18 protein-coding genes and 1 riboswitch are annotated in these 17,732 nt (G+C 71.1%); of the genes, 9 read left to right on the top strand and 9 right to left on the bottom strand.

Annotated features, from left to right (window positions below):
- Positions 1-818 (bottom strand): MFS transporter (locus KGQ19_RS23395; RefSeq protein WP_212011526.1); only part of this gene is annotated, 818 nt, incomplete at its 3' end.
- 116 nt (positions 819-934) lie between these two features.
- Between KGQ19_RS23395 and KGQ19_RS23400 the strand changes: the two genes are divergently transcribed.
- Positions 935-1,690 (top strand): ArsR/SmtB family transcription factor, encoded by a 756-nt coding sequence (locus KGQ19_RS23400; protein ID WP_212011528.1) that lies wholly within the window; start codon positions 935-937, stop codon positions 1,688-1,690.
- Here the strand turns inward: KGQ19_RS23400 and KGQ19_RS23405 are convergent.
- On the bottom strand, positions 1,632-2,630 hold the full coding sequence (locus KGQ19_RS23405; protein ID WP_212011530.1) for a glucosyl-3-phosphoglycerate synthase: 999 nt from the start codon (positions 2,628-2,630) through the stop codon (positions 1,632-1,634). The genes KGQ19_RS23400 and KGQ19_RS23405 overlap by 59 nt on opposite strands.
- A 142-nt stretch (positions 2,631-2,772) precedes the next feature.
- Positions 2,773-2,905, top strand: a riboswitch (SAM riboswitch).
- A 15-nt stretch (positions 2,906-2,920) separates the two neighbouring features.
- Between KGQ19_RS23405 and thrC the strand changes: the two genes are divergently transcribed.
- The 6 genes from thrC to KGQ19_RS23435 all read left to right on the top strand — a co-directional run bounded on the left by thrC (position 2,921) and on the right by KGQ19_RS23435 (position 10,893).
- The gene (gene thrC / locus KGQ19_RS23410) at positions 2,921-4,171 is read left to right on the top strand and encodes a threonine synthase (RefSeq protein ID WP_212011537.1); all 1,251 of its coding nucleotides are present in this window, start codon (positions 2,921-2,923) and stop codon (positions 4,169-4,171) included.
- A gap of 89 nt (positions 4,172-4,260) precedes the next feature.
- Complete coding sequence (locus KGQ19_RS23415) at positions 4,261-4,536, top strand: ubiquitin-like small modifier protein 1 (RefSeq protein WP_212011539.1); 276 nt, start codon at positions 4,261-4,263, stop codon at positions 4,534-4,536.
- Positions 4,537-4,887: 351 nt separating this feature from the next.
- Positions 4,888-5,091, top strand: a complete 204-nt coding sequence (locus KGQ19_RS23420) for a cold-shock protein (protein ID WP_194893875.1) — start codon at positions 4,888-4,890, stop codon at positions 5,089-5,091.
- A 388-nt stretch (positions 5,092-5,479) separates the two neighbouring features.
- Positions 5,480-7,105: a chaperonin GroEL gene (groL, locus tag KGQ19_RS23425; protein ID WP_212011547.1), complete on the top strand. Its 1,626-nt coding sequence runs from the start codon at positions 5,480-5,482 to the stop codon at positions 7,103-7,105.
- Positions 7,106-7,305: 200 nt separating this feature from the next.
- A complete protein-coding gene (locus KGQ19_RS23430) occupies positions 7,306-7,872 on the top strand; it encodes a Uma2 family endonuclease (RefSeq protein WP_212011549.1) in 567 nt (188 codons plus the stop codon).
- Between the two features lie 105 nt (positions 7,873-7,977).
- Entirely contained in the window at positions 7,978-10,893 is a 2,916-nt protein-coding gene (locus tag KGQ19_RS23435) for an ATP-binding protein (protein WP_212011551.1), read from the top strand.
- Between the two features lie 84 nt (positions 10,894-10,977).
- Here the strand turns inward: KGQ19_RS23435 and KGQ19_RS23440 are convergent, their stop codons facing one another.
- Both KGQ19_RS23440 and KGQ19_RS23445 read right to left on the bottom strand, forming a co-directional pair.
- Entirely contained in the window at positions 10,978-11,253 is a 276-nt protein-coding gene (locus KGQ19_RS23440; protein ID WP_307856492.1) for a DUF4031 domain-containing protein, read from the bottom strand.
- Positions 11,254-11,414: 161 nt separating this feature from the next.
- Positions 11,415-12,416: an NAD(P)/FAD-dependent oxidoreductase gene (locus KGQ19_RS23445; RefSeq protein WP_212011553.1), complete on the bottom strand. Its 1,002-nt coding sequence runs from the start codon at positions 12,414-12,416 to the stop codon at positions 11,415-11,417.
- A gap of 79 nt (positions 12,417-12,495) precedes the next feature.
- Here KGQ19_RS23445 and KGQ19_RS23450 point away from each other — a divergent pair, with 79 nt between their 5' ends.
- Positions 12,496-13,059, top strand: a complete 564-nt coding sequence (locus tag KGQ19_RS23450; RefSeq protein ID WP_212011555.1) for a helix-turn-helix domain-containing protein — start codon at positions 12,496-12,498, stop codon at positions 13,057-13,059.
- Between the two features lie 35 nt (positions 13,060-13,094).
- Here the strand turns inward: KGQ19_RS23450 and KGQ19_RS23455 are convergent, their stop codons facing one another.
- The 5 genes from KGQ19_RS23455 to KGQ19_RS23475 all read right to left on the bottom strand — a co-directional run bounded on the left by KGQ19_RS23455 (position 13,095) and on the right by KGQ19_RS23475 (position 16,684).
- Positions 13,095-13,721 (bottom strand): HD domain-containing protein, encoded by a 627-nt coding sequence (locus KGQ19_RS23455; RefSeq protein ID WP_212011558.1) that lies wholly within the window; start codon positions 13,719-13,721, stop codon positions 13,095-13,097.
- A gap of 120 nt (positions 13,722-13,841) precedes the next feature.
- Positions 13,842-15,635 (bottom strand): phosphoenolpyruvate--protein phosphotransferase, encoded by a 1,794-nt coding sequence (ptsP, locus tag KGQ19_RS23460; RefSeq protein WP_212011560.1) that lies wholly within the window; start codon positions 15,633-15,635, stop codon positions 13,842-13,844.
- Positions 15,628-15,897 carry an HPr family phosphocarrier protein gene (locus KGQ19_RS23465; RefSeq protein WP_212011562.1) on the bottom strand — a complete coding sequence of 90 codons (270 nt, stop codon included), beginning with the start codon at positions 15,895-15,897 and terminating at the stop codon, positions 15,628-15,630. The genes ptsP and KGQ19_RS23465 overlap by 8 nt, the downstream gene beginning before the upstream one ends.
- 32 nt (positions 15,898-15,929) lie before the next feature.
- Positions 15,930-16,379, bottom strand: coding sequence for a PTS sugar transporter subunit IIA (locus KGQ19_RS23470; protein ID WP_212011564.1), 450 nt, complete (start codon positions 16,377-16,379; stop codon positions 15,930-15,932).
- A gap of 74 nt (positions 16,380-16,453) precedes the next feature.
- The gene (locus KGQ19_RS23475; protein WP_194898791.1) at positions 16,454-16,684 is read right to left on the bottom strand and encodes a PTS sugar transporter subunit IIB; all 231 of its coding nucleotides are present in this window, start codon (positions 16,682-16,684) and stop codon (positions 16,454-16,456) included.
- 224 nt (positions 16,685-16,908) lie between these two features.
- Here KGQ19_RS23475 and KGQ19_RS23480 point away from each other — a divergent pair, with 224 nt between their 5' ends.
- Positions 16,909-17,667: a GntR family transcriptional regulator gene (locus KGQ19_RS23480; RefSeq protein WP_212011566.1), complete on the top strand. Its 759-nt coding sequence runs from the start codon at positions 16,909-16,911 to the stop codon at positions 17,665-17,667.
- The last annotated feature ends 65 nt before the right edge of the window (positions 17,668-17,732 follow it).

The following is a 17,732-nucleotide window of genomic DNA, read 5'->3' on the forward strand; positions in this document are numbered from 1 at the left end:
CCCTTGGACCGGCCCTCGGACTCGGACTCGGCGGCGTCGCCGGAGCCCGCGGTGGTGACGGACTTCGGCAGCTTCAGGAACACCACGGTGAGCAGCGACACGACCCCGGTGAACGCGGCGAACAGGAAGGGCAGCGCCCGCGAGATCCCGAACAGCGCGCCGCCCAACGGCGGCCCGGCCAGCTCGCACCCCTGCTGGCGCACCTGCTCGGCGGTGAGCGCGGCCGGCACCTGCTCCGGCGCCACGACCTGCCGGATCAGCAGGGTGCGGGCCCCGGCGAAGGGCTGGATGGCCCCGAGCGCGGCGGCGGTGAGCAGCAGGTGCCAGAAGGTCAGGGCACCGAGGAAGTAGGCGACGGCCACGGAGCCGGCCGCGACCGTGCGGACCCCCTCGGATACCAGGAGCAGGCGGCGCCGGTCCACGCGGTCCATCAGCTGGCCGACCGGCAGCGTCGCCGCCACCGAGAAGATGAGCTGGACAGTGGCGAACAGTCCGGCCCGCAGCGGCGAACCGGTCAGCGCCAGGATCACCAGCGGGTAGGCGATGTCGGCAGTTGAGAGGCCGAGCAGCGCGGTGACCGCGCCGCCCCACAGGAGGTTGAAGTTGCGGTTGCGGCGCAGGGGGAGCGGCTTGGCGGTGGGCCGCGCGGGATCGGCCGAGGCGGCGGCGGGATCGGCCGAGGCGGCGGCGGTCAGTTCGGCGCCGGCCGCGGTCTCGGTGGTTCCGGTGGGAAGCGCGCTGGCCGTGACCTGCGCGAACTCCTCCAGTATGTCGTCCATCGCCGCGTCCCCCGTCGGCTCGAGCGCTGTTGCGGTCATCGTGAACCCTCCCTGGTTCATGAACGTTCGCGTCAGCGCGACCATTCACCCTGCATCAATCATTCACGCTTGAGTGAATGATGACGCATCCGTGAGCGTCTGGCAAGATGGAAGCCATGGGCAGCGACAAGACGACCTCTGACCTAGCCGGGGTGTTCCACGTGGCGCGGCGCGCCGTCGAGGACGCCAGAACCCAGGTCGATCAGGCGCTCCGCGAGGTGCACGAGGAAGTCGCCGGCGCGCGCGAGCAGGTCGCGCTGTTGCAGGAAGTGGTGCGCACCGTCACCGACGTCGACACCATCAAGGCGCTCGCCGACCCCACGCGGCTGGCGATCCTGCGCGCGCTGACCCGTGACGGGCTGCCGAAGTCGGCCAAGGAGCTGGCCGAGGACCTCGACCAGCCGCAGACCAAGCTCTACCGGCACCTGAAGGTGCTGCAGGAGGCCGGCCTGATCGAGCCCGCCGAGACCCGGGTGGTCTCCGGCATCGTCGAGACCAAGTACCGGGCGATGCAGAGCCAGGTCTCCATCAACCCCGCCGAGAACCTCGACGAGACGCGCGAGGCCATGTTCAACGTGATCGCGGGGAGCCTGAACGACTACCGCGACCGGATGCTCCGGTCGGTCGAGTTCGACAAGCCGGAAGCGGACGAGGAGGCGGCGAAGAAGCGCGGGATCCTGATCAACCTGTCGGCGACCATCTCCGTCGAGCGCGCCGACGACTTCCAGCGCCGGCTGGAGGACCTGATCACCGAGTTCGACGAGTTCCCGCGGGACCCGGACGGCGTCCGGGTCGAAGGGCTGGTCTCCTGGTTCAGGCCCCGGATGCCTGAGGCCGCGCAAGCTCCTGCCCCCGGAGCAGAGTCCGCATAGGCGGCCGCTCCACCACCGTCACATCCGTCGAGCGCGGTGCGAAGCCCTCGGCCTCGCGGTGGAACTGCGTCATCAGCGTGTGCGGCTCGACGGCCTCCTCGCCGGGCACTATCCGCCCCTCGCGGTGCAGCCGCTCCCACGCCACCTGCATGATCTCGCTGGCCATCCGGCCCAGGCCGGCGTCGTCCTGGTGGTGGTGCAGCCGGACCCCGACGTCGACCTGCGCCATGCCGTCCAGCCCGACCAGCGCCAGGGTGTCGATCAGCATCGCGGTCTCGACGCCGTAGCCGGTCGGGAACGGCAGCCGCTCCAGCAGCGACCGGCGCGCCGCGTACTCCCCGCCCAGCGGCTGCACGAAACCGGCCAGCAGCGGCCAGTGCAGATTCAGGATCGGCCGCGCCACCAGCTCCGTGACCCGGCCGCCGCCGGCCGGCAGCACCGCGGAGCCGGCCACCAGCGGCCGGTCGTACATCGCCTTGACCAGGTGGATGTCCGGATCGGAGAGCAGCGGTCCGAGGACGCCGGTGACCACCGTGGAGGAGAACGCCTTCAGATCGGCGTCCACGAAGCACACCAGGTCGCCGGTGGTCGCGGCCAGCGAGCGCCACAGCACCTCGCCCTTGCCGCGCACCGAGGGGACGGCCGGCAGGATCTCGTCGCGGTGCAGCACCTTCGCCCCGGCCGCGGCGGCGTTCTCCGCGGTGCGGTCGGCCGAGCCGGAGTCCACCACCAGCAGTTCGTCGACCAGCGGGACGGCTTCCATCAGGTCCTCGCGGACGGCGGCGACGATCGCGCCGACCGTCTCCTCCTCGTCCAGTGCGGGCAGCACCACGCTGATCCGGGCCCCGGCGGCCCGCTTCGCGTCGAGCAGCCGCGCCAACGGCCAGTCCGACGCCTTCGAGGAGCGCGCGGTAAGCCACCGCTCCACCTCTTCCAGCACCGGGCTCTCCACTCTGAAATCGGTATCGGCGACCACTTCAAGAGTAGGCGACCGGACAGACCCGCCGCTGTCTCGGGATCCGGACGGGTAGGTCCCAAGAGCCTCTCCGAGGCTTACGCTCGATAGCGACAACTTCATAAAGCGCTCATCCAGAGGAGCTGAGGGACCGGCCCTGTGACGCTCCGGCAACCATCCGTTTCGCCGTTCTATTACGGCGCGGTGCGGTGCCAACTCCGGCCCACCCGGCAGCCGCCGAGCCGTGGGGAAGATGAGGAAAGGAACCTCGCGTCATGTCTGGCACCCTCTCAACGGTCGCCCCCTTCGGTCCCGCGGCGCATCTGTCCTGCCGTGAGTGCGGTCACACCACGGAGCTCGGCCCGAAGTTCGCCTGTGAAGAGTGTTTCGGCCCGCTGGAGATCTCCTACGACTTCGGGACCGTCACCCGCGAGCAGATCGAGGCGGGACCGGCGTCGATCTGGCGCTACGCCCCGCTGCTGCCGGTCCCGGCCGACGTCGCGACCCGGCCCACCACGAACCCCGGCTGGACCCGCCTGGTCCGCGCCCAGCACCTCGGCCGCGAACTGGGTCTGGCCAACCTCCATGTCAAGGACGACTCCGGCAACCCGACGCACTCCTTCAAGGACCGGGTCGTCGCGATCGCCGTCCAGGCCGCCCACGCCTTCGGCTACACCACTCTTTCCTGCTCCTCCACCGGCAACCTGGCCGGCGCGGTCGGAGCCGCGGCGGCGCGCGCGGGCCTGGACTCGTGTGTGTTCATCCCGTCGGACCTGGAGAAGGAGAAGATCGTCGTCGCCTCCGTCTACGGTGGCCGGCTGATCGCCATCGACGGCACCTACGACGAGGTCAACCGCTTCTGCAGTGAACTGATCGGCGACGAGCTCGGCGAGAAGTGGGGCTTCGTCAACGTGAACCTGCGGCCCTACTACGCCGAGGGTTCCAAGACCCTGGCGTACGAGATCGCCGAACAGCTCGGCTGGCGGCTGCCGGAGCAGATCGTGGTCCCGGTGGCCTCCGGCTCGCAGCTCACGAAGATCGACAAGGGCTTCCGCGAGCTGGTCAAGCTCGGCCTGGTCCAGGACACGCCGTACAAGGTGATCGGGGCCCAGGGCTCCGGCTGCGCCCCGGTCTCGCAGGCCTACAAGGACGGCATCGACGTCATCCGCCCGGTCAAGCAGCCCGACACCATCGCCAAGTCGCTGGCGATCGGCAACCCGGCCGACGGCCCCTACGTGCTGGATATCGCCCGGCGCTCCGGCGGCACCGTCGAGGACGTGACCGATGAGGAGATCCGCGCCGGCGTGAAGCTCTTGGCGCGCACCGAGGGCATCTTCGCCGAGACCGCCGGCGGCGTGACCGTCGGGGTGCTCAAGAAGCTCGCCGACGCCGGCCGGCTGGATCCCGACGCGCTGACCGTGGTCATCAACTCCGGCGATGGACTGAAGACCCTCGACGCGGTCTCCGATTGCGGGCCCACCGCCGTTATCAAGCCGTCCCTGGACGCCTTCCGCGCGACGCTCTGAACGTTCCGGCGAACCATACAGATAAGAGCTGTTCGCGCATTCTTCATCCCCACGATGCCCCGGAAGGGGATCAGGTAAGGAGCATGGCTATGAGCATCACCGTACGGATTCCCACCATCCTGCGTACTTACACCGACGGTAAGGCCGAGGTGTCGGTCGCGGGGGGTACCCTGGCGGAGGTGATCGACCAGCTGGAGGCAGACCACACCGGTATCCGCGCGCGGGTCCTGGACGACGACGGCAAGCTGCGGCGTTTCGTGAACGTGTACGTGAACGACGACGACGTGCGCTTCGCCGAGGGGCTGGGGACCGCGGTGCCGGAGAACGGCAACGTCTCCATCATCCCGGCCGTCGCAGGGGGCTGACGCGCCGGCACCCCGGTGTGCCCTGAGAAGGACCGGTTCCCGTATCGTTATCTACTCACCGTGTTCGGTGCGAGAAGATACGCGGGGATCGGTCCGTATTTGTCTGCGCACCACTTACGAACCTCTGAAATATCTCTGAGATTTAGGCCTGTTGTACCGTGCGTCACATTGGCTAGTCTCAGCGCCGGTCGAACGATTCGGCGAGATCCCTCCAGCTCAACCCTCTTGGTACGGCGGGTGGTACGGCGGCGAACGCAGACCCTGGCCCGCGGGGTGCGGGCCGGAAATGGGGTGGGTGTTCCACAGGGGGTAGCCCACTCCGTCTAGAGCCGGCAGCAAGGGGAGTACGGAATGGCTCAGGGCACCGTCAAGTGGTTCAACGCGGAGAAGGGCTACGGGTTCATCGCGGTCGACGGCGGGTCGGACGTCTTCGTCCACTACAGCGCGATCCAGATGGACGGATACCGCAGCCTGGAGGAGAACCAGCGGGTCGAGTTCGAGATCTCGCAGGGCCAGAAGGGCCCGCAGGCCGACATGGTCCGCGTCCTCGTCTAGCGATCCGCAGCCCGGCACCGGACCAGTTCGTCCCGCGCCGGTCTCCACCACCGGGTCGCGACCATTCGGGGTCACGCCGCCGCCCGTCCGTAGCAACCGCAAGCACCTACTCACCTTCAGGGCCCGCTCCCGTACTACGGGGCGGGCCCTGAAGTCTGTGGACATCTGCGGACAGTCTGTGGACCGGCTCGCGGGGCACTGGCTTGCACTCGCTGAGGGAGAGTGCTAATCATTGAGCTTGGCAGTCTCACACCGAGAGTGCCAAATGAGAGAACCTTTCAGGCGAGGCTCCCCGTCACCCGGTAGGGACCGGTCACGGCGGCGGGCCGTCCGTCGCGGGCGCCTGACGGTTCGCCAAGGATCCCTGGTGTGGGAGGTCTGTACCACAATGTCGAAGATCATCGCGTTTGACGAGGAAGCCCGGCGCGGCCTTGAGCGCGGCATGAACCAGCTTGCGGACGCGGTCAAGGTGACCCTGGGCCCGCGTGGCCGCAACGTCGTGCTGGAGAAGAAGTGGGGCGCCCCCACGATCACCAACGACGGCGTGTCGATCGCCAAGGAGATCGAGCTGGAGGACCCCTACGAGAAGATCGGCGCCGAGCTGGTCAAGGAAGTCGCCAAGAAGACCGACGACGTCGCCGGCGACGGCACCACCACCGCCACCGTGCTGGCCCAGGCGCTGGTCCGTGAGGGCCTGCGCAACGTGGCGGCCGGGGCGAACCCGATGGCGCTCAAGCGCGGCATCGAGGCCGCCGTGGAGGCCGTGTCCTCCGAGCTGTCCGGGATGGCCAAGGACGTCGAGACCCGCGAGCAGATCGCCGCGACCGCCTCGATCTCGGCCGCCGACACCGCGATCGGCGACATGATCGCCGAGGCGATGGACAAGGCCGGCAAGGAAGGCGTCATCACCGTCGAGGAGAGCAACACCTTCGGGCTGGAGCTGGAGCTCACCGAGGGCATGCGCTTCGACAAGGGCTACATCTCGCCCTACTTCGCCACCGACCTGGAGCGGATGGAGACGTCCTTCGACGACCCCTACCTGCTGATCGCGAACTCCAAGATCGGTAACGTCAAGGACGTGCTGCCGATCCTGGAGAAGGTGATGCAGAGCGGCAAGCCGCTGGTCATCATCGCCGAGGACGTCGAGGGCGAGGCGCTGGCCACCCTGGTCGTGAACAAGATCCGCGGCACCTTCAAGTCGGTCGCGGTCAAGGCCCCCGGCTTCGGCGACCGCCGCAAGGCCATGCTCGGCGACATCGCGATCCTGACCGGCGGCCAGGTCATCTCCGAGGAGGTCGGCCTGAAGCTGGACTCCGTCGGCCTGGAGATGCTGGGCAAGGCCCGCAAGGTCGTGGTGACCAAGGACGAGACCACGATCGTGGACGGCGACGGCGACAGCGACTCGATCGAGGGCCGCAAGAACCAGATCCGCGCCGAGATCGAGAAGTCGGACTCCGACTACGACCGCGAGAAGCTGCAGGAGCGGCTGGCCAAGCTGGCCGGCGGCGTCGCGGTGATCAAGGCCGGCGCGGCCACCGAGGTCGAGCTCAAGGAGCGCAAGCACCGCATCGAGGACGCGGTGCGCAACGCCAAGGCGGCCGTGGAGGAGGGCATCGTCGCCGGCGGCGGCGTGGCCCTGCTGCAGGCCGGCAAGCAGGCGTTCGAGAAGATCGACCTGGTGGGCGACGAGGCCACCGGCGCGAACATCGTGCGCCTGGCCCTGGAGGCCCCGCTGAAGCAGATCTCGGTCAACGCCGGCCTCGAGGGCGGCGTCGTGGTGGAGAAGGTCCGCAACCTGGACACCGGCTTCGGCCTGAACGCCGCCACCGGCGAGTACGTCGACATGATCAAGGCCGGCATCCTGGACCCGGCCAAGGTCACCCGCTCGGCGCTGCAGAACGCGGCCTCCATCGCCGCGCTGTTCCTGACCACCGAGGCCGTCATCGCCGACAAGCCGGAGAAGGCCTCGGCCCCGGCCGGCGGCGGCATGCCCGGCGGCGACATGGACTTCTGAGCCTGCGCTCAGGGTTCTGCCGCACTGGTTCACCCGCGGGCGGTTCCGGCTTCGGCCGGGGCCGCCCGCGGCGTTTTCGAACGGATCTATCGCTTTTCGGGTGAAATTTCCGGCTTCTCTTTCCAGCGCCGCGTATCGCATGTAAACCTCTGAGTATGACAGCGGCACGATGCCCCGGCGCCCACGGCGGTTGCGATCCCTTGACCAATGTCACGCAGCAAGAGCGACAACTCTTCTATGAGTTCGACGCGGAGCTTCACCCCAATTACCGCGCTCAACTCATCGCTCAGAGGATTGTGATCAGCCCACCGCCGCCCGGAAACCACGAACAGGCTGTGGCAGAGCTGAGCTACCGGCTGGCGTGCTACTCGGCAGTCGAGATCGAGATTTCGGGCTATCGAGGCCTTGAAACATCGTTCGGCAACTTCATCCCGGACATCACGGTCGCCGAGCCCGGCTCGTTCGCGGGCGCGCCGGCGTGGGGCACGTCGGTCGGGACGCTCATGCTCGTCGAAGTGACTTCGTCCGCGCCGCAGGATGATCGAGGGCCGAAACGCCGCGCGTATGCGGCGGCGGGGATTCCGCTCTACTTGCTGGTAGAGCGTGATCGTCAGGAGGTCGTGCTGTTCAGTCAGCCTGATGTCGAAGCGCAGGACTACCGTGCCGATGTTCGCGTTCCTTTCGGTTCAGACCTCGAACTTCCCGCGCCGTTCTCCTTCACCCTGACCGATTTCACCCCGCGGGCACTGCGGCCCCGCGAGCTCTGAGGTCCGCGCACCCGTTGCCCGTCGCCACCCTCCGTCCCGGCCCTTGTGCCTCCTCTCCGATCTCTGGCGTAATGAACACGTCAGTCTTCTGAGACGGGAGAGCGCATGGCCGCACCACCGCGCGGGCGCCACCGCATTCTCCGGTGGCTGAACCATCCGCGGCGGCTGGTGCGGTTGAGTCCGGGGCAGCGGCGGCGGTTCATCCTGGTGATCGGGAACACGATCGTCACGTCCGGGGCGATCGTGCTGCAGGTCTCCGCGCGCGGGAACCTCGTGGTGTGGACCCTCGCCCTGATCGCCGTCTCGCTGATCACCGGCATTCTCGCGATCGGGACCGAGTGGCTGATCGTCGAGGGTGCGGGGGCGGCGGTGGAGAGCGGGCGGCATCGGTGGCCGGATCCGGGTGTGGCCAACGGATCCGCGCCGGTGAGTCTGGAGTTGCCGCCCGCCGATGAGCAGTTCGTGGGGCGACGGCAGCAGCTCGACCAGTTGCGCGTCATGCTTCAGCGGGTCGCGAACGACGGGCGCGGGGCGCCGGTTCTCGCGTTGTACGGCATGGGTGGCGTCGGCAAGTCCTCGCTGGCGGTGCAGTTCGCTGAGGAGGTGCGCAGCGAATACCCCGGCGGCGTACTGCACCTCTCGCTCGGCGCCGGGACCACCGGGTTGGACGCGCCCGATCCCGCGACCGCCCTGGGCCGGCTGCTCTCCGCGCTCGGAGTCCGTACCGGTGAGGTGCCGCCGGAGGAGGACGCGCGGCGGCGGCTCTACCACGACTGCCTCGTCGGCCGGCGGGTGCTGGTGGTCCTCGACGACGCCAAGTCCGCGGCCCAGGTCCGTCCGCTGCTGGCCCGGGTCCGTGGCTGCGCGACGGTCATCACCAGCCGCCGCCCGCTGGGCCTGCTGGAAGCCGAGCCCTTCACCGTCGGCGGCCTGGACGACGACTCGCTCCGCGAGCTGCTGGTCCGCCAGGTCGGTGCCCGCCGGGTGGACGACGAGCCCGACGCCGCCCGGCAGATCATCCGCGCCTGTGGCGGTCTCCCGCTGGCCCTGCGCCTGGTCGCCGCCCGCCTGGCCGCCGACGAGCACCGCACGCTGGCCGAGCTGGCCGACCGCCTCAGCCTCGACGAGTTCCGCTCCGGCGACGTCCGCGTCCGCGACGCCATCGAGGTCTCCTACGCCGACCTCAGCCCCCGCAGCCGCCGGGCCTTCCGGCTGCTGACCCTGTTCCCGTCGATATCCCTGCGGGAGTGGGCCCCGGCCCCGCTGCTCGACATCCCGGTCGCCGACGCGTCGGCGGTGATGGAAGACCTGGTGGAGGCCCAGCTCCTGGAACGTGCGGGGCGGGGCATGCCCAACGGCGCGGAGTATCGCTTCCACGCCCTCGTCCGCGAATACGCCGAGGAGTGCCTCGCCGCCGAGGAGACCCCCGACGAGCGGCGCGCCGCCCTGGCCCGGCTGGGCGGCGCGTTCCTCACCCTGGCCGAATACGCCGAACATCTCACCGATCCGACCGTGCCCCGGCACGGCCGGGCCGGCGGCGCCCTGCCCTCCAGCGCCGAGCACTGGCACGTCGACGACCCCGACCTGCTCCGCTACGCCGAGTACGCCCCGACCCGCTGGCTGCTCGGCGACTGCCGCCGGCTGGGCCGCATGGTCGAGCGGGTCCACGACCAGCAGTTGTGGGACCTGTGCTGGGAGATATCCGTGGTCCTGGCCCGGGTGCTGGAGACCGTCTACACCGTCTGGAACCGCTGGGACGACGTGCTGCGCGCCGGGCTGGACGCCGCCACCCGGCGCGGCGACCGGCGCGCCGAGTCGATCATCCACCAGGGGTTCGGCGTCCTGTGCCACTACCAGGACCGCTTCGATGAGGCCGAGCAGCACTTCACGATCGGGCTGCGGCTGTGCCGCGAGATCGGCCACCGCCCCGGCGAGGCCTACACCCTGCGCTGGATCGGCCGCGGCCACTACTTCGCCGGGCACTTCGCCGCCGCCGTGCACGATCTCGAGCAGGCCCTGGAGCTCTCGCGCGGGCTGGGCAACAAGCTGGCCGAGGCGCGCGTGCTGCGCGACTTGTGCGAGGCCTACGCCGGTCTGCGCCGCTTCACCGATGCCGAGCAGGCGATCCGGGCCGCGCTGGCGTTGTTCGAGAGCGACGCCGTCGACCAGGGGGTGGACCAGAACGTGCGGCAGCCGGCCGAAGCCGCGCGGGCCCGGCGCGACCTCGGCATCCTGCTCAACCGCCGCTACAAGTTCGCCGAGGCCGAGCAGCAGCTGACGTCGGCCGTCGACACCCTGACCGAGCTCGGGCACTGGTACTGGCGCGCCTCGGCGGTCTTCGACCTGGCGATGCTGCGGCTGCGGCAGCGTCGGCCGGTCGAGGCCGAGGCGCTGATGTGGCAGTCGTTCGACACCTTCAACGACTCCGGCTACCGGTACTGGACCGCCGTCGTCGGCCGCCGCCTGGCGATGCTCCGGATGGAGCAGGGGCGGGTCGAGGAGGCCGTCGAGCTGATGATGCCGGTGCTGGAGACGTTCCAGCAGCTGGGATTGGGGCTGTGGGAGAGCTACACGTTGCGGGTGCTGGCCTGGGTGCGTCGCGAGCAGGGACGGCTGGACGTCGCCGACCAGCATCTGCAGGACGCGGCGGCACTGGCCGAGCGCTACGAGGATCCGTGGGGTCTGATGCGGGTGCGCTGGATGCAGGCCTCGGTGTGGATGGCGCAGGGGCGGGCGGCCGAGGCGGTGCGGCTGTACCGGGAGGCGGCGGCCACCGCGGCCCGGTACGAGGAGCCGTGGCAGGAGGCTGAGATTCTGGCCGACCTCGCGAAGGCCCTGCGGGCGACCGGCGATCGCGCGGCCGCGTCCCGGGCCGAGGCCGAGGCGAAGGAGGCGGCGGCGAGTTTCGAGCGGCAGCCGGATCGGCGGCGGGCGGGGCGGCGCAAGGGGTCGGTGCGGTCGCTGGGGCTGCCGGGGCTGCCGGGGCTGACGGCGGGGCGGCGCGAGCGGCTGCGGCGGTGAGTTTCGCAGGGCTCTGGGTAGCACCATAGGATCGCAGGGTTCTGGCCCGGCGCTTCCGCCAGGAGCGCCGGGTCCGGCCCTGCCCTACTGGCCGCGCGGGCGCCGGGGGTGCTTGGGACGCCGCAGCCCGGCGGTGGTGAGCCGGGCGAGCAACTCGCGGGACCGGACCGGCGTCGCCCCGGCCGCGACCGCCCGGTCGTAGAGGTGCGACGGCAGGTCGTAGTGGTCCCGCTCGAAGCCCCGCGCGGGGACGCCCAGCCGCTCGGCGAACTCGTGGAGCTCGGCGAATGATGTGTCGCTCACCAGATGCGACCACAGACGGCCGTGGCCGGGCCAGGTCGGCGGGTCGATGAGGATCACGGGGTCATCAAAGCACAGTCGTGGGGACGGCGAGGGGGCTGCCGCGACTGCCGCCTCGGCTTTGCGCCGCCGCTGCTGCTGCTGCGGCCGCAGCTTCGCGTCGTGCCCGCTGGGTCAGCTTCGCGCCGCCACGATCACACCTCCGCGCCGCGCCCGTCGGGTCAGCTTCGCGCCGCCGTGACCACAGCGGCCTGCACAGCGGCCTGCACGTCCGCCTCCACCAGCGCGGCATTGATCTGCGCGCCGGTGACGCTCGCCGCGCCCGCGGCCGCGATCACGCCGGCGCTCGGGTCGACGACGTTGCCCGCCGCCCACACGCCCGGGACCGAGGTGCGCCCCGCCACGCCGGTCTTGGTCCAGCCGGTGTCGGGGTCCTTCTCACAGCCGAGGGCGTCGAGCAGGGTGCCGTTGGATTCGAAGCGCGGCACCAGGAACACCGCCTCGCGCCGGACCCGCGTGCCGTCCGCCAGCTCGACCGCGCTCAGCCGGCCGTCCTCGGTCGCCAGCTGTCGCACCGGCCGCTCCTCGATCCGGACGCCGCGCGCCGTGAGCTTCGCGCGGTCCTCGTCCGCCAGCGGCTGGCCGTTCAGGAAGTACACCAGGTCGTCGGTCCACTGGCGCAGGAGCAGCGTGTGGTGGGTGGAGAACGGCCCGGTCGCCACCGTCGCCAGCGCCTGGTCCTGCACCTCCCAGCCGTGGCAGTACGGGCACACGTGCACGTCCGTGGCCCACAGCTCGCGCATCCCCGGGATCTGCGGCAGCACGTCGGTCAGGCCGGTGGCGACCAGCAGCTGCCGTCCGGTCGCCTCGCAGCCGCTGGCCAGCGACACGTGGAAGCCGTCCTCGGTGCGCTCGGCCTTCTCCACGTAGTCCGTCACGACCACGCCGCCGTAGGACAACACCTCGTCGCGCCCGCACGCCAGCAGCTCCAGCGGGGACATGCCGTCGCGGGACAGGAAGCCGTGCATGTGGTCGGCCTTGGCGTTGCGGGGGGCGCGGGAGTCCACGACGAGCACCCGGCGGCGGGCCCGGACGAGCATCAGGGCGGCGGACAGTCCCGCGGCGCCGCCGCCGACGATGACGGCGTCGTACTCGGGGCGCGTGATCTCGGCGCCGGTGTCGGAATCCTCGGTGTGCTGATCGTCGCTGGTCTGGGTCGACATGCGATCACCTCCGCCGCCGACGATGCGCCACCGGCGTGCCCCCGGGCAAGAAAACTTGCCGACTTGGCAAACTGGGAGCATGGACGACCAGCTCGCCGCCGACATCGGCACCCGCCTGCGCACCGCCCGCCGCACGAAGGCCCTGACCCTGGCCGACGCCGCGGCCGCCACCGGCATCTCGGTCAGCACCCTGTCCCGTCTGGAAACCGGCGGCCGCCGCGCGACCCTGGAGCAACTGCTACCGCTGGCCGACCTCTACGAGGCCGCGCTGGACGAACTCGTGGGCCGCGCCGAGCCACCCCGCAAGCAGGGCGACGGCCGCGTCATCATCCCCCTGACCAAGGAACCCGGCGGCCTGCGCGCCTACAAGATGACGCTCCCCCCGCGCCGAGACGACGACCCGAGCCCGGAACTGCGCACCCACGAAGGCTGGGAGTGGATGTACGTCCTCAGCGGCCGGCTGCGCGTGCTGCTCGCCGAGCACGACCTGACCCTCGGCAAGGGCGAGGCCGCCGAGTTCGACACGCACGTCCCGCACTGGTTCGGTGCCGCCGGTCCGGTGCCGGTGGAGCTGCTGACGCTGTTCGGGCCGCAGGGGGAGCGGGTGCATGTGCGGGCTCGCTCGCGCGGCCAGTGGGGGTAGTGGGGGTAGCGCTACTTCTCCAACGCCGCGAAGTGCTACCTCTCCAACGCCGCGATCTCAGCACTCAGATTCGCCCGAGCACGAGCGTCATACCGCCGCACCGCGACCGGCGTCCGGAACAACTCGGGCAACTCCAGCAACCCGCGCAGCACCGCGGCCCGTCCCGGCCGGAACAACTCGTCCGGGACCTCCGCGTACTCCTGCCGAATCGCCTCGGCGTAAGCGCCGTAGGCCGTGGCGTCGCCGCCGAGCACCGCGAGGTCGGCATCGCAGAGTACGGCGCCGTTGCGGTCCCCGTCGGCCACCGCGTGCCCCTTCGTCAGCCGCACCAGCCGCGCTACCTCCGCGACCCGCGCTTCGGGCACGCCCAGCACCGGTAGCTCCGCCTCGGCCAACTGCGCGCTCAGCTCCTCGTTGTCGGCGCTCGCCGCGCCGCCGTCGTACACCGCGTCGTGGAACCACGCCGCGAACCGCACCGCCGCCACGTCGTCGGCGAAGCCGCCGAACTCGTCCACGCCGTCCAGCACTCGGGTCAGGTGCTCCAGGGTGTGGTAGCGCCGATGCGGTTCGGCCCAGCGCGCGACCAGTTCGTTGCCCAGGCGGGTGCTCTCCGGGGTGATGCCCGCCAGGATCAGCCAGCGATCATGTAGCGACAGCGCCATGGTCGCAGCCTACGCCGATCGATCACGGCCGCAACGTGCGCGGGCGGGCAGGAGCGCGGGACGGGAAGACCGGCGCCCGCCGTACACCTCGCAGTCACCTGGCAACATCCGGACGCGCGCCTACCCCGCCGCCGCAGCCCTTCGGGCCTCCCGAGCCGTAGCCGCCCCCGAAGCCCGCGCCGCCATCGCCATGCACTCCGCCACAGTCCGCGCCGCCAACGCCGCCCGCACCTCCGCGATCGCCGACGGCGCCATCGACAGCGACCGCGCGCCCAGCCCGACCAGTACGCAGGCCAGCAGCGGATCGGCGGCGGCTTCCCCGCACACGCCGATCGGCTTCCCCGTCGCCTCTCCGGCGGCTCCGGCCGCCCCGATCAGCTTCAGCACCGCCGGGTGCCAAGGGTCCTGCAACCTGCCGACCGCGCCCAGCATCCGGTCGGCGGCCATCGTGTACTGAGTCAGGTCGTTGGTCCCGATCGAGGCGAATCCCGTGCGCCCGCCCAGGATCGCGCCGGCGGTCAGGGCCGAGGCCGGGGTCTCGACCATGATCCCGACCCGGCCGCCGGCCACGTCCAGGCCGCAGCCGGCGGCCAGGTCGCAGAACCACTCGGCCTCGGTGATCTCGTCCACCATCGGCGCCATCACCCAGATCTCGGGTGCGCTGGTGCCGGCCGCCTCCCGGATCGCCAGGAGCTGGGTGCGCAGTACCGCCTCGTTGCGTCCGTCGAAGGCCCGGAACGCCCGCAGCCCGCGGACTCCCAGCGCCGGGTTCGGCTCCTCGCCCAGCGGGACGAACGGCAGCGGCTTGTCCGCGCCGGCGTCCAGCGTCCGCACCACCACCCGGGCCCCGGCGGGGAAGGCGTCGAACACGTCCTTGTACGCCTTGACCTGCGCCTCGAACGTCGGCGGCGCTTCGGAGTCCAGGTACAGGAACTCGGTCCGGAACAGTCCCACGCCCTCGGCGTCGGCCGCCAGCGCCGACGGCACGTCGGCGGCGCCCCCGATGTTGGCCAGCAGCTTCACCGCGGTGCCGTCGGAGGTCCGGCCCGGCCCGGTGCGCGCGGACGCGGCCGCCGCGGCGCAGGAGCGCGTCACCGCGGCCTCCATCGCCTCGGTCGAGGGATGCCCGATCACCGTCCCGGCGGCGGCGTCCACCAGCACCGTCGTGTCGTCGGTCAGGGCCAGCACCCCGGCGGCGCCGACCACGGCCGGGATGCCCAGGGCCCGCGCCAGGATCGCGGTGTGCGAGGTCGGGCCGCCCTCGGCGGTGACCAGGGCCAGCACCAGGTGCGGGTCCAGCAGCGCGGTGTCGGCCGGGGCCAGGTCGGCGGCGACCAGGACGTAGGGCTCGGTGCGGTGCGGCAGCCCCGGCATCGGCACGCCGCTGGCGACCGCGACCGCCCGGGCCGCGAGGTCGGCGAGGTCGGCGACCCGGCCGGCCATGTAGTCGCCGAGGCCGGAGAACAGGTCGTGGTACTCGGCGAAGGTCTCGTGGATGGCGCGGGCCGCGGTCTTGCCGGCGTCGGTGCGGGCCCGGACGCCGTCTTCCAGCTCCGGGTCCTCGGCCATCATGGCCTGGGCTTCGAGCACGTCGGCGGTGGGGCCGCCGGCCGCCGCGCCCCGGGCGCGCAGGTCCGCGGCGACCGCGGCCAGGGCGGCGAAGGCTTTGGCGCGTTCGTCGCCGGCGTCGTCCGCGGCCGGCACGTCAGGGGGTTCCGGCGGCGGCTGGCCCATCCGCGCGACCGGTCCGGCCACCGCGGCGGTGCCGACCCCGACGCCCTCGAACTGGGCTTGCGGGGACTGGGCTCGCGGGGACCCGGCTTCCGTAGGCCCGGTTTCTGTAGGCCCGGTTTCTGTAGGCCCGGCTTCCGTAGGTTCAGTCTCGGCGGTTTCCGCGGCCGCTACCTCAGCCATCGAGGTCGGTCTCCAACAGGTCGGCCAGCTCGTCCACGGCCGCCGCCGCGCCCTCGCCCTCGGCCGCGGCCAGCGTCACCCGCTCCCCGCCGCGCACGTCCAGCGTCATGATCGCGAGCAGCGACTTGGCGTTCACCGGCGCGCCGCCGTCCCTGGCCAGGGTCACCGGTACCGGCAGCTCCTTGGCCTTGTTGACGAAGACGGCGGCCGGCCGGGCGTGCAGCCCGATCCTGGAGGCCACCGTCACGGTGCGCTGGGGCATATCAGGGTCCTTCGTTATGGGGCCGGGGCGGCTCAGCGCCAGTGGAACAGCTCATCGCCCGCGGCCACCGCGCCGGCCACGATCGCCTCGATGGCCGCGGTCTCGGCGTCCAGCGCGATCACCGGGCTGACCGGGGACAGCCCGCGGGCCTGCACGTCGGCCGGGTTCCAGGTCACGATCGGCTGGCCGGCCCGCAGTCGGTCGCCCTCGGCCGCGACCAGTTCGAACCCGACGCCCTCCAGGTTCACCGTGTCGATCCCGAGGTGGACCAGCACACCGCGGCCGTCCTCGGACTGCACGACGAAGGCGTGCGGCTTGAGCTTGACCAGCCGGCCGGCGATCGGGGCCACGGCGACCTGCGGCGCGCGCTCGGGGTCGACGGCGGCGCCGGGGCCGACCATCGAGCCGGCGAACACCGGGTCGGGGACCTCGGCCAGGCCGATGGCCCTGCCGGTCAGCGGGGAGGAGATGGAGATGTCCATGGTGCTCACTCGTGGTGCTCGGGGCGATGTCGCCGATGGGTGCGCACGCGGGCCGGTGCCGTACCGCGAGCCGGCTACATCAGGTCCTCGATGTCGTTGGCGATCGTGTCCGCCTCCGGACCCACCACCACCTGCACGTTGTTGCCGACCTTCATCACCCCGTGCGCTCCGGCCGCCTTCAGCGCGGCCTCGTTGACCTTGGAGCCGTCCCGGACCTCGGTGCGCAGCCGGGTGATGCAGGGCTCCAGCTCGACGATGTTGTCGGCGCCGCCCAGTCCGGCGATGATCTGCTCGGCCTTGCTCACGGGCACTCTCCTTGTTCCGCCGGGCCCGCGGTGCGGCGGGCCCGGGATGGTGACACATCGGACATTATTCCACTTGGCAGTCAAAGGCTTGATGACCGGTGGCCCGGTTGCGCCGTCTGTGGAACCAGGCGCCGTGCGGACCCGGCGGGCGGCGGGGGCACGACGCCTGCGAGTAGTTGACACCAGTTGACACCGATGTGGCGCCGGTGGTCTAGTCCGGTGACATGAGCGATGAGGCCGCGGGCATCGACCCGACCAGCTCCGTGCCCAAGCATCTGCAGCTCAAGGACCTCCTGGGCCGGATGATCGCGGACGGGCTGGAACCCGGCTCGCCCATCCCCTCCGAGCGGGATCTGGCCGAGCAGCACGGCCTGAGCCGGATGACGGTGCGCCAGGCGATCAACGCGCTCGTCGCCGACGGCCGGCTGGAGCGGCGCCTGGGCCGCGGCACCTACGTCGCGCAGCCGAAGATGGACGTGCAGATCCGTTTAGTGGGTTTCACCGAGGACATGCGCCGGCGCGGCATGACCGCCAGCTCCCGCACCCTGTCGTTCGAACGGATCCACGCCTCCAGCGCCCTGGCCGGCCACCTGGAGGTGGAGTCCGGCGAGCCGGTGGTCCGCCTGGTCCGGCTGCGCTACGCCGACGGCATCCCGATGGCCATCGAACGCACACACCTCCCGGAGCGGATCGTCCCGGGACTGGTGGAAGCGGGCGCGCCGGAGTCGCTGTACCGGTACCTTGCCCAGGAGTACGGGATCGTACTCACCTGGGGCGAACAGTCGATCGAGGCCGCCACGACCGCCGCCGAGGACGCGCCGCTTCTCGGTATTCGCTCTGACGGCGTAGTTCTGGTCATGGCGAGGCGTTCTTTTGCTGAAGATGTGCAAGTGGAATATGCGACGTCTGCTTATCGCGGGGACCGGTACCAGCTGTGGGTGCCGCTCGCGCAGGCAGCGCGTCCGATAGTCCGCAACCCGTAACCGAGCGGGGCACGCTCACCGACGCCAGCATCACGGGGCTGCGGGGCTTGGCATTACGTGGCACA

Source organism: Catenulispora pinistramenti (assembly GCF_018274385.1).
GTDB lineage: Bacteria > Actinomycetota > Actinomycetes > Streptomycetales > Catenulisporaceae > Catenulispora > Catenulispora pinistramenti.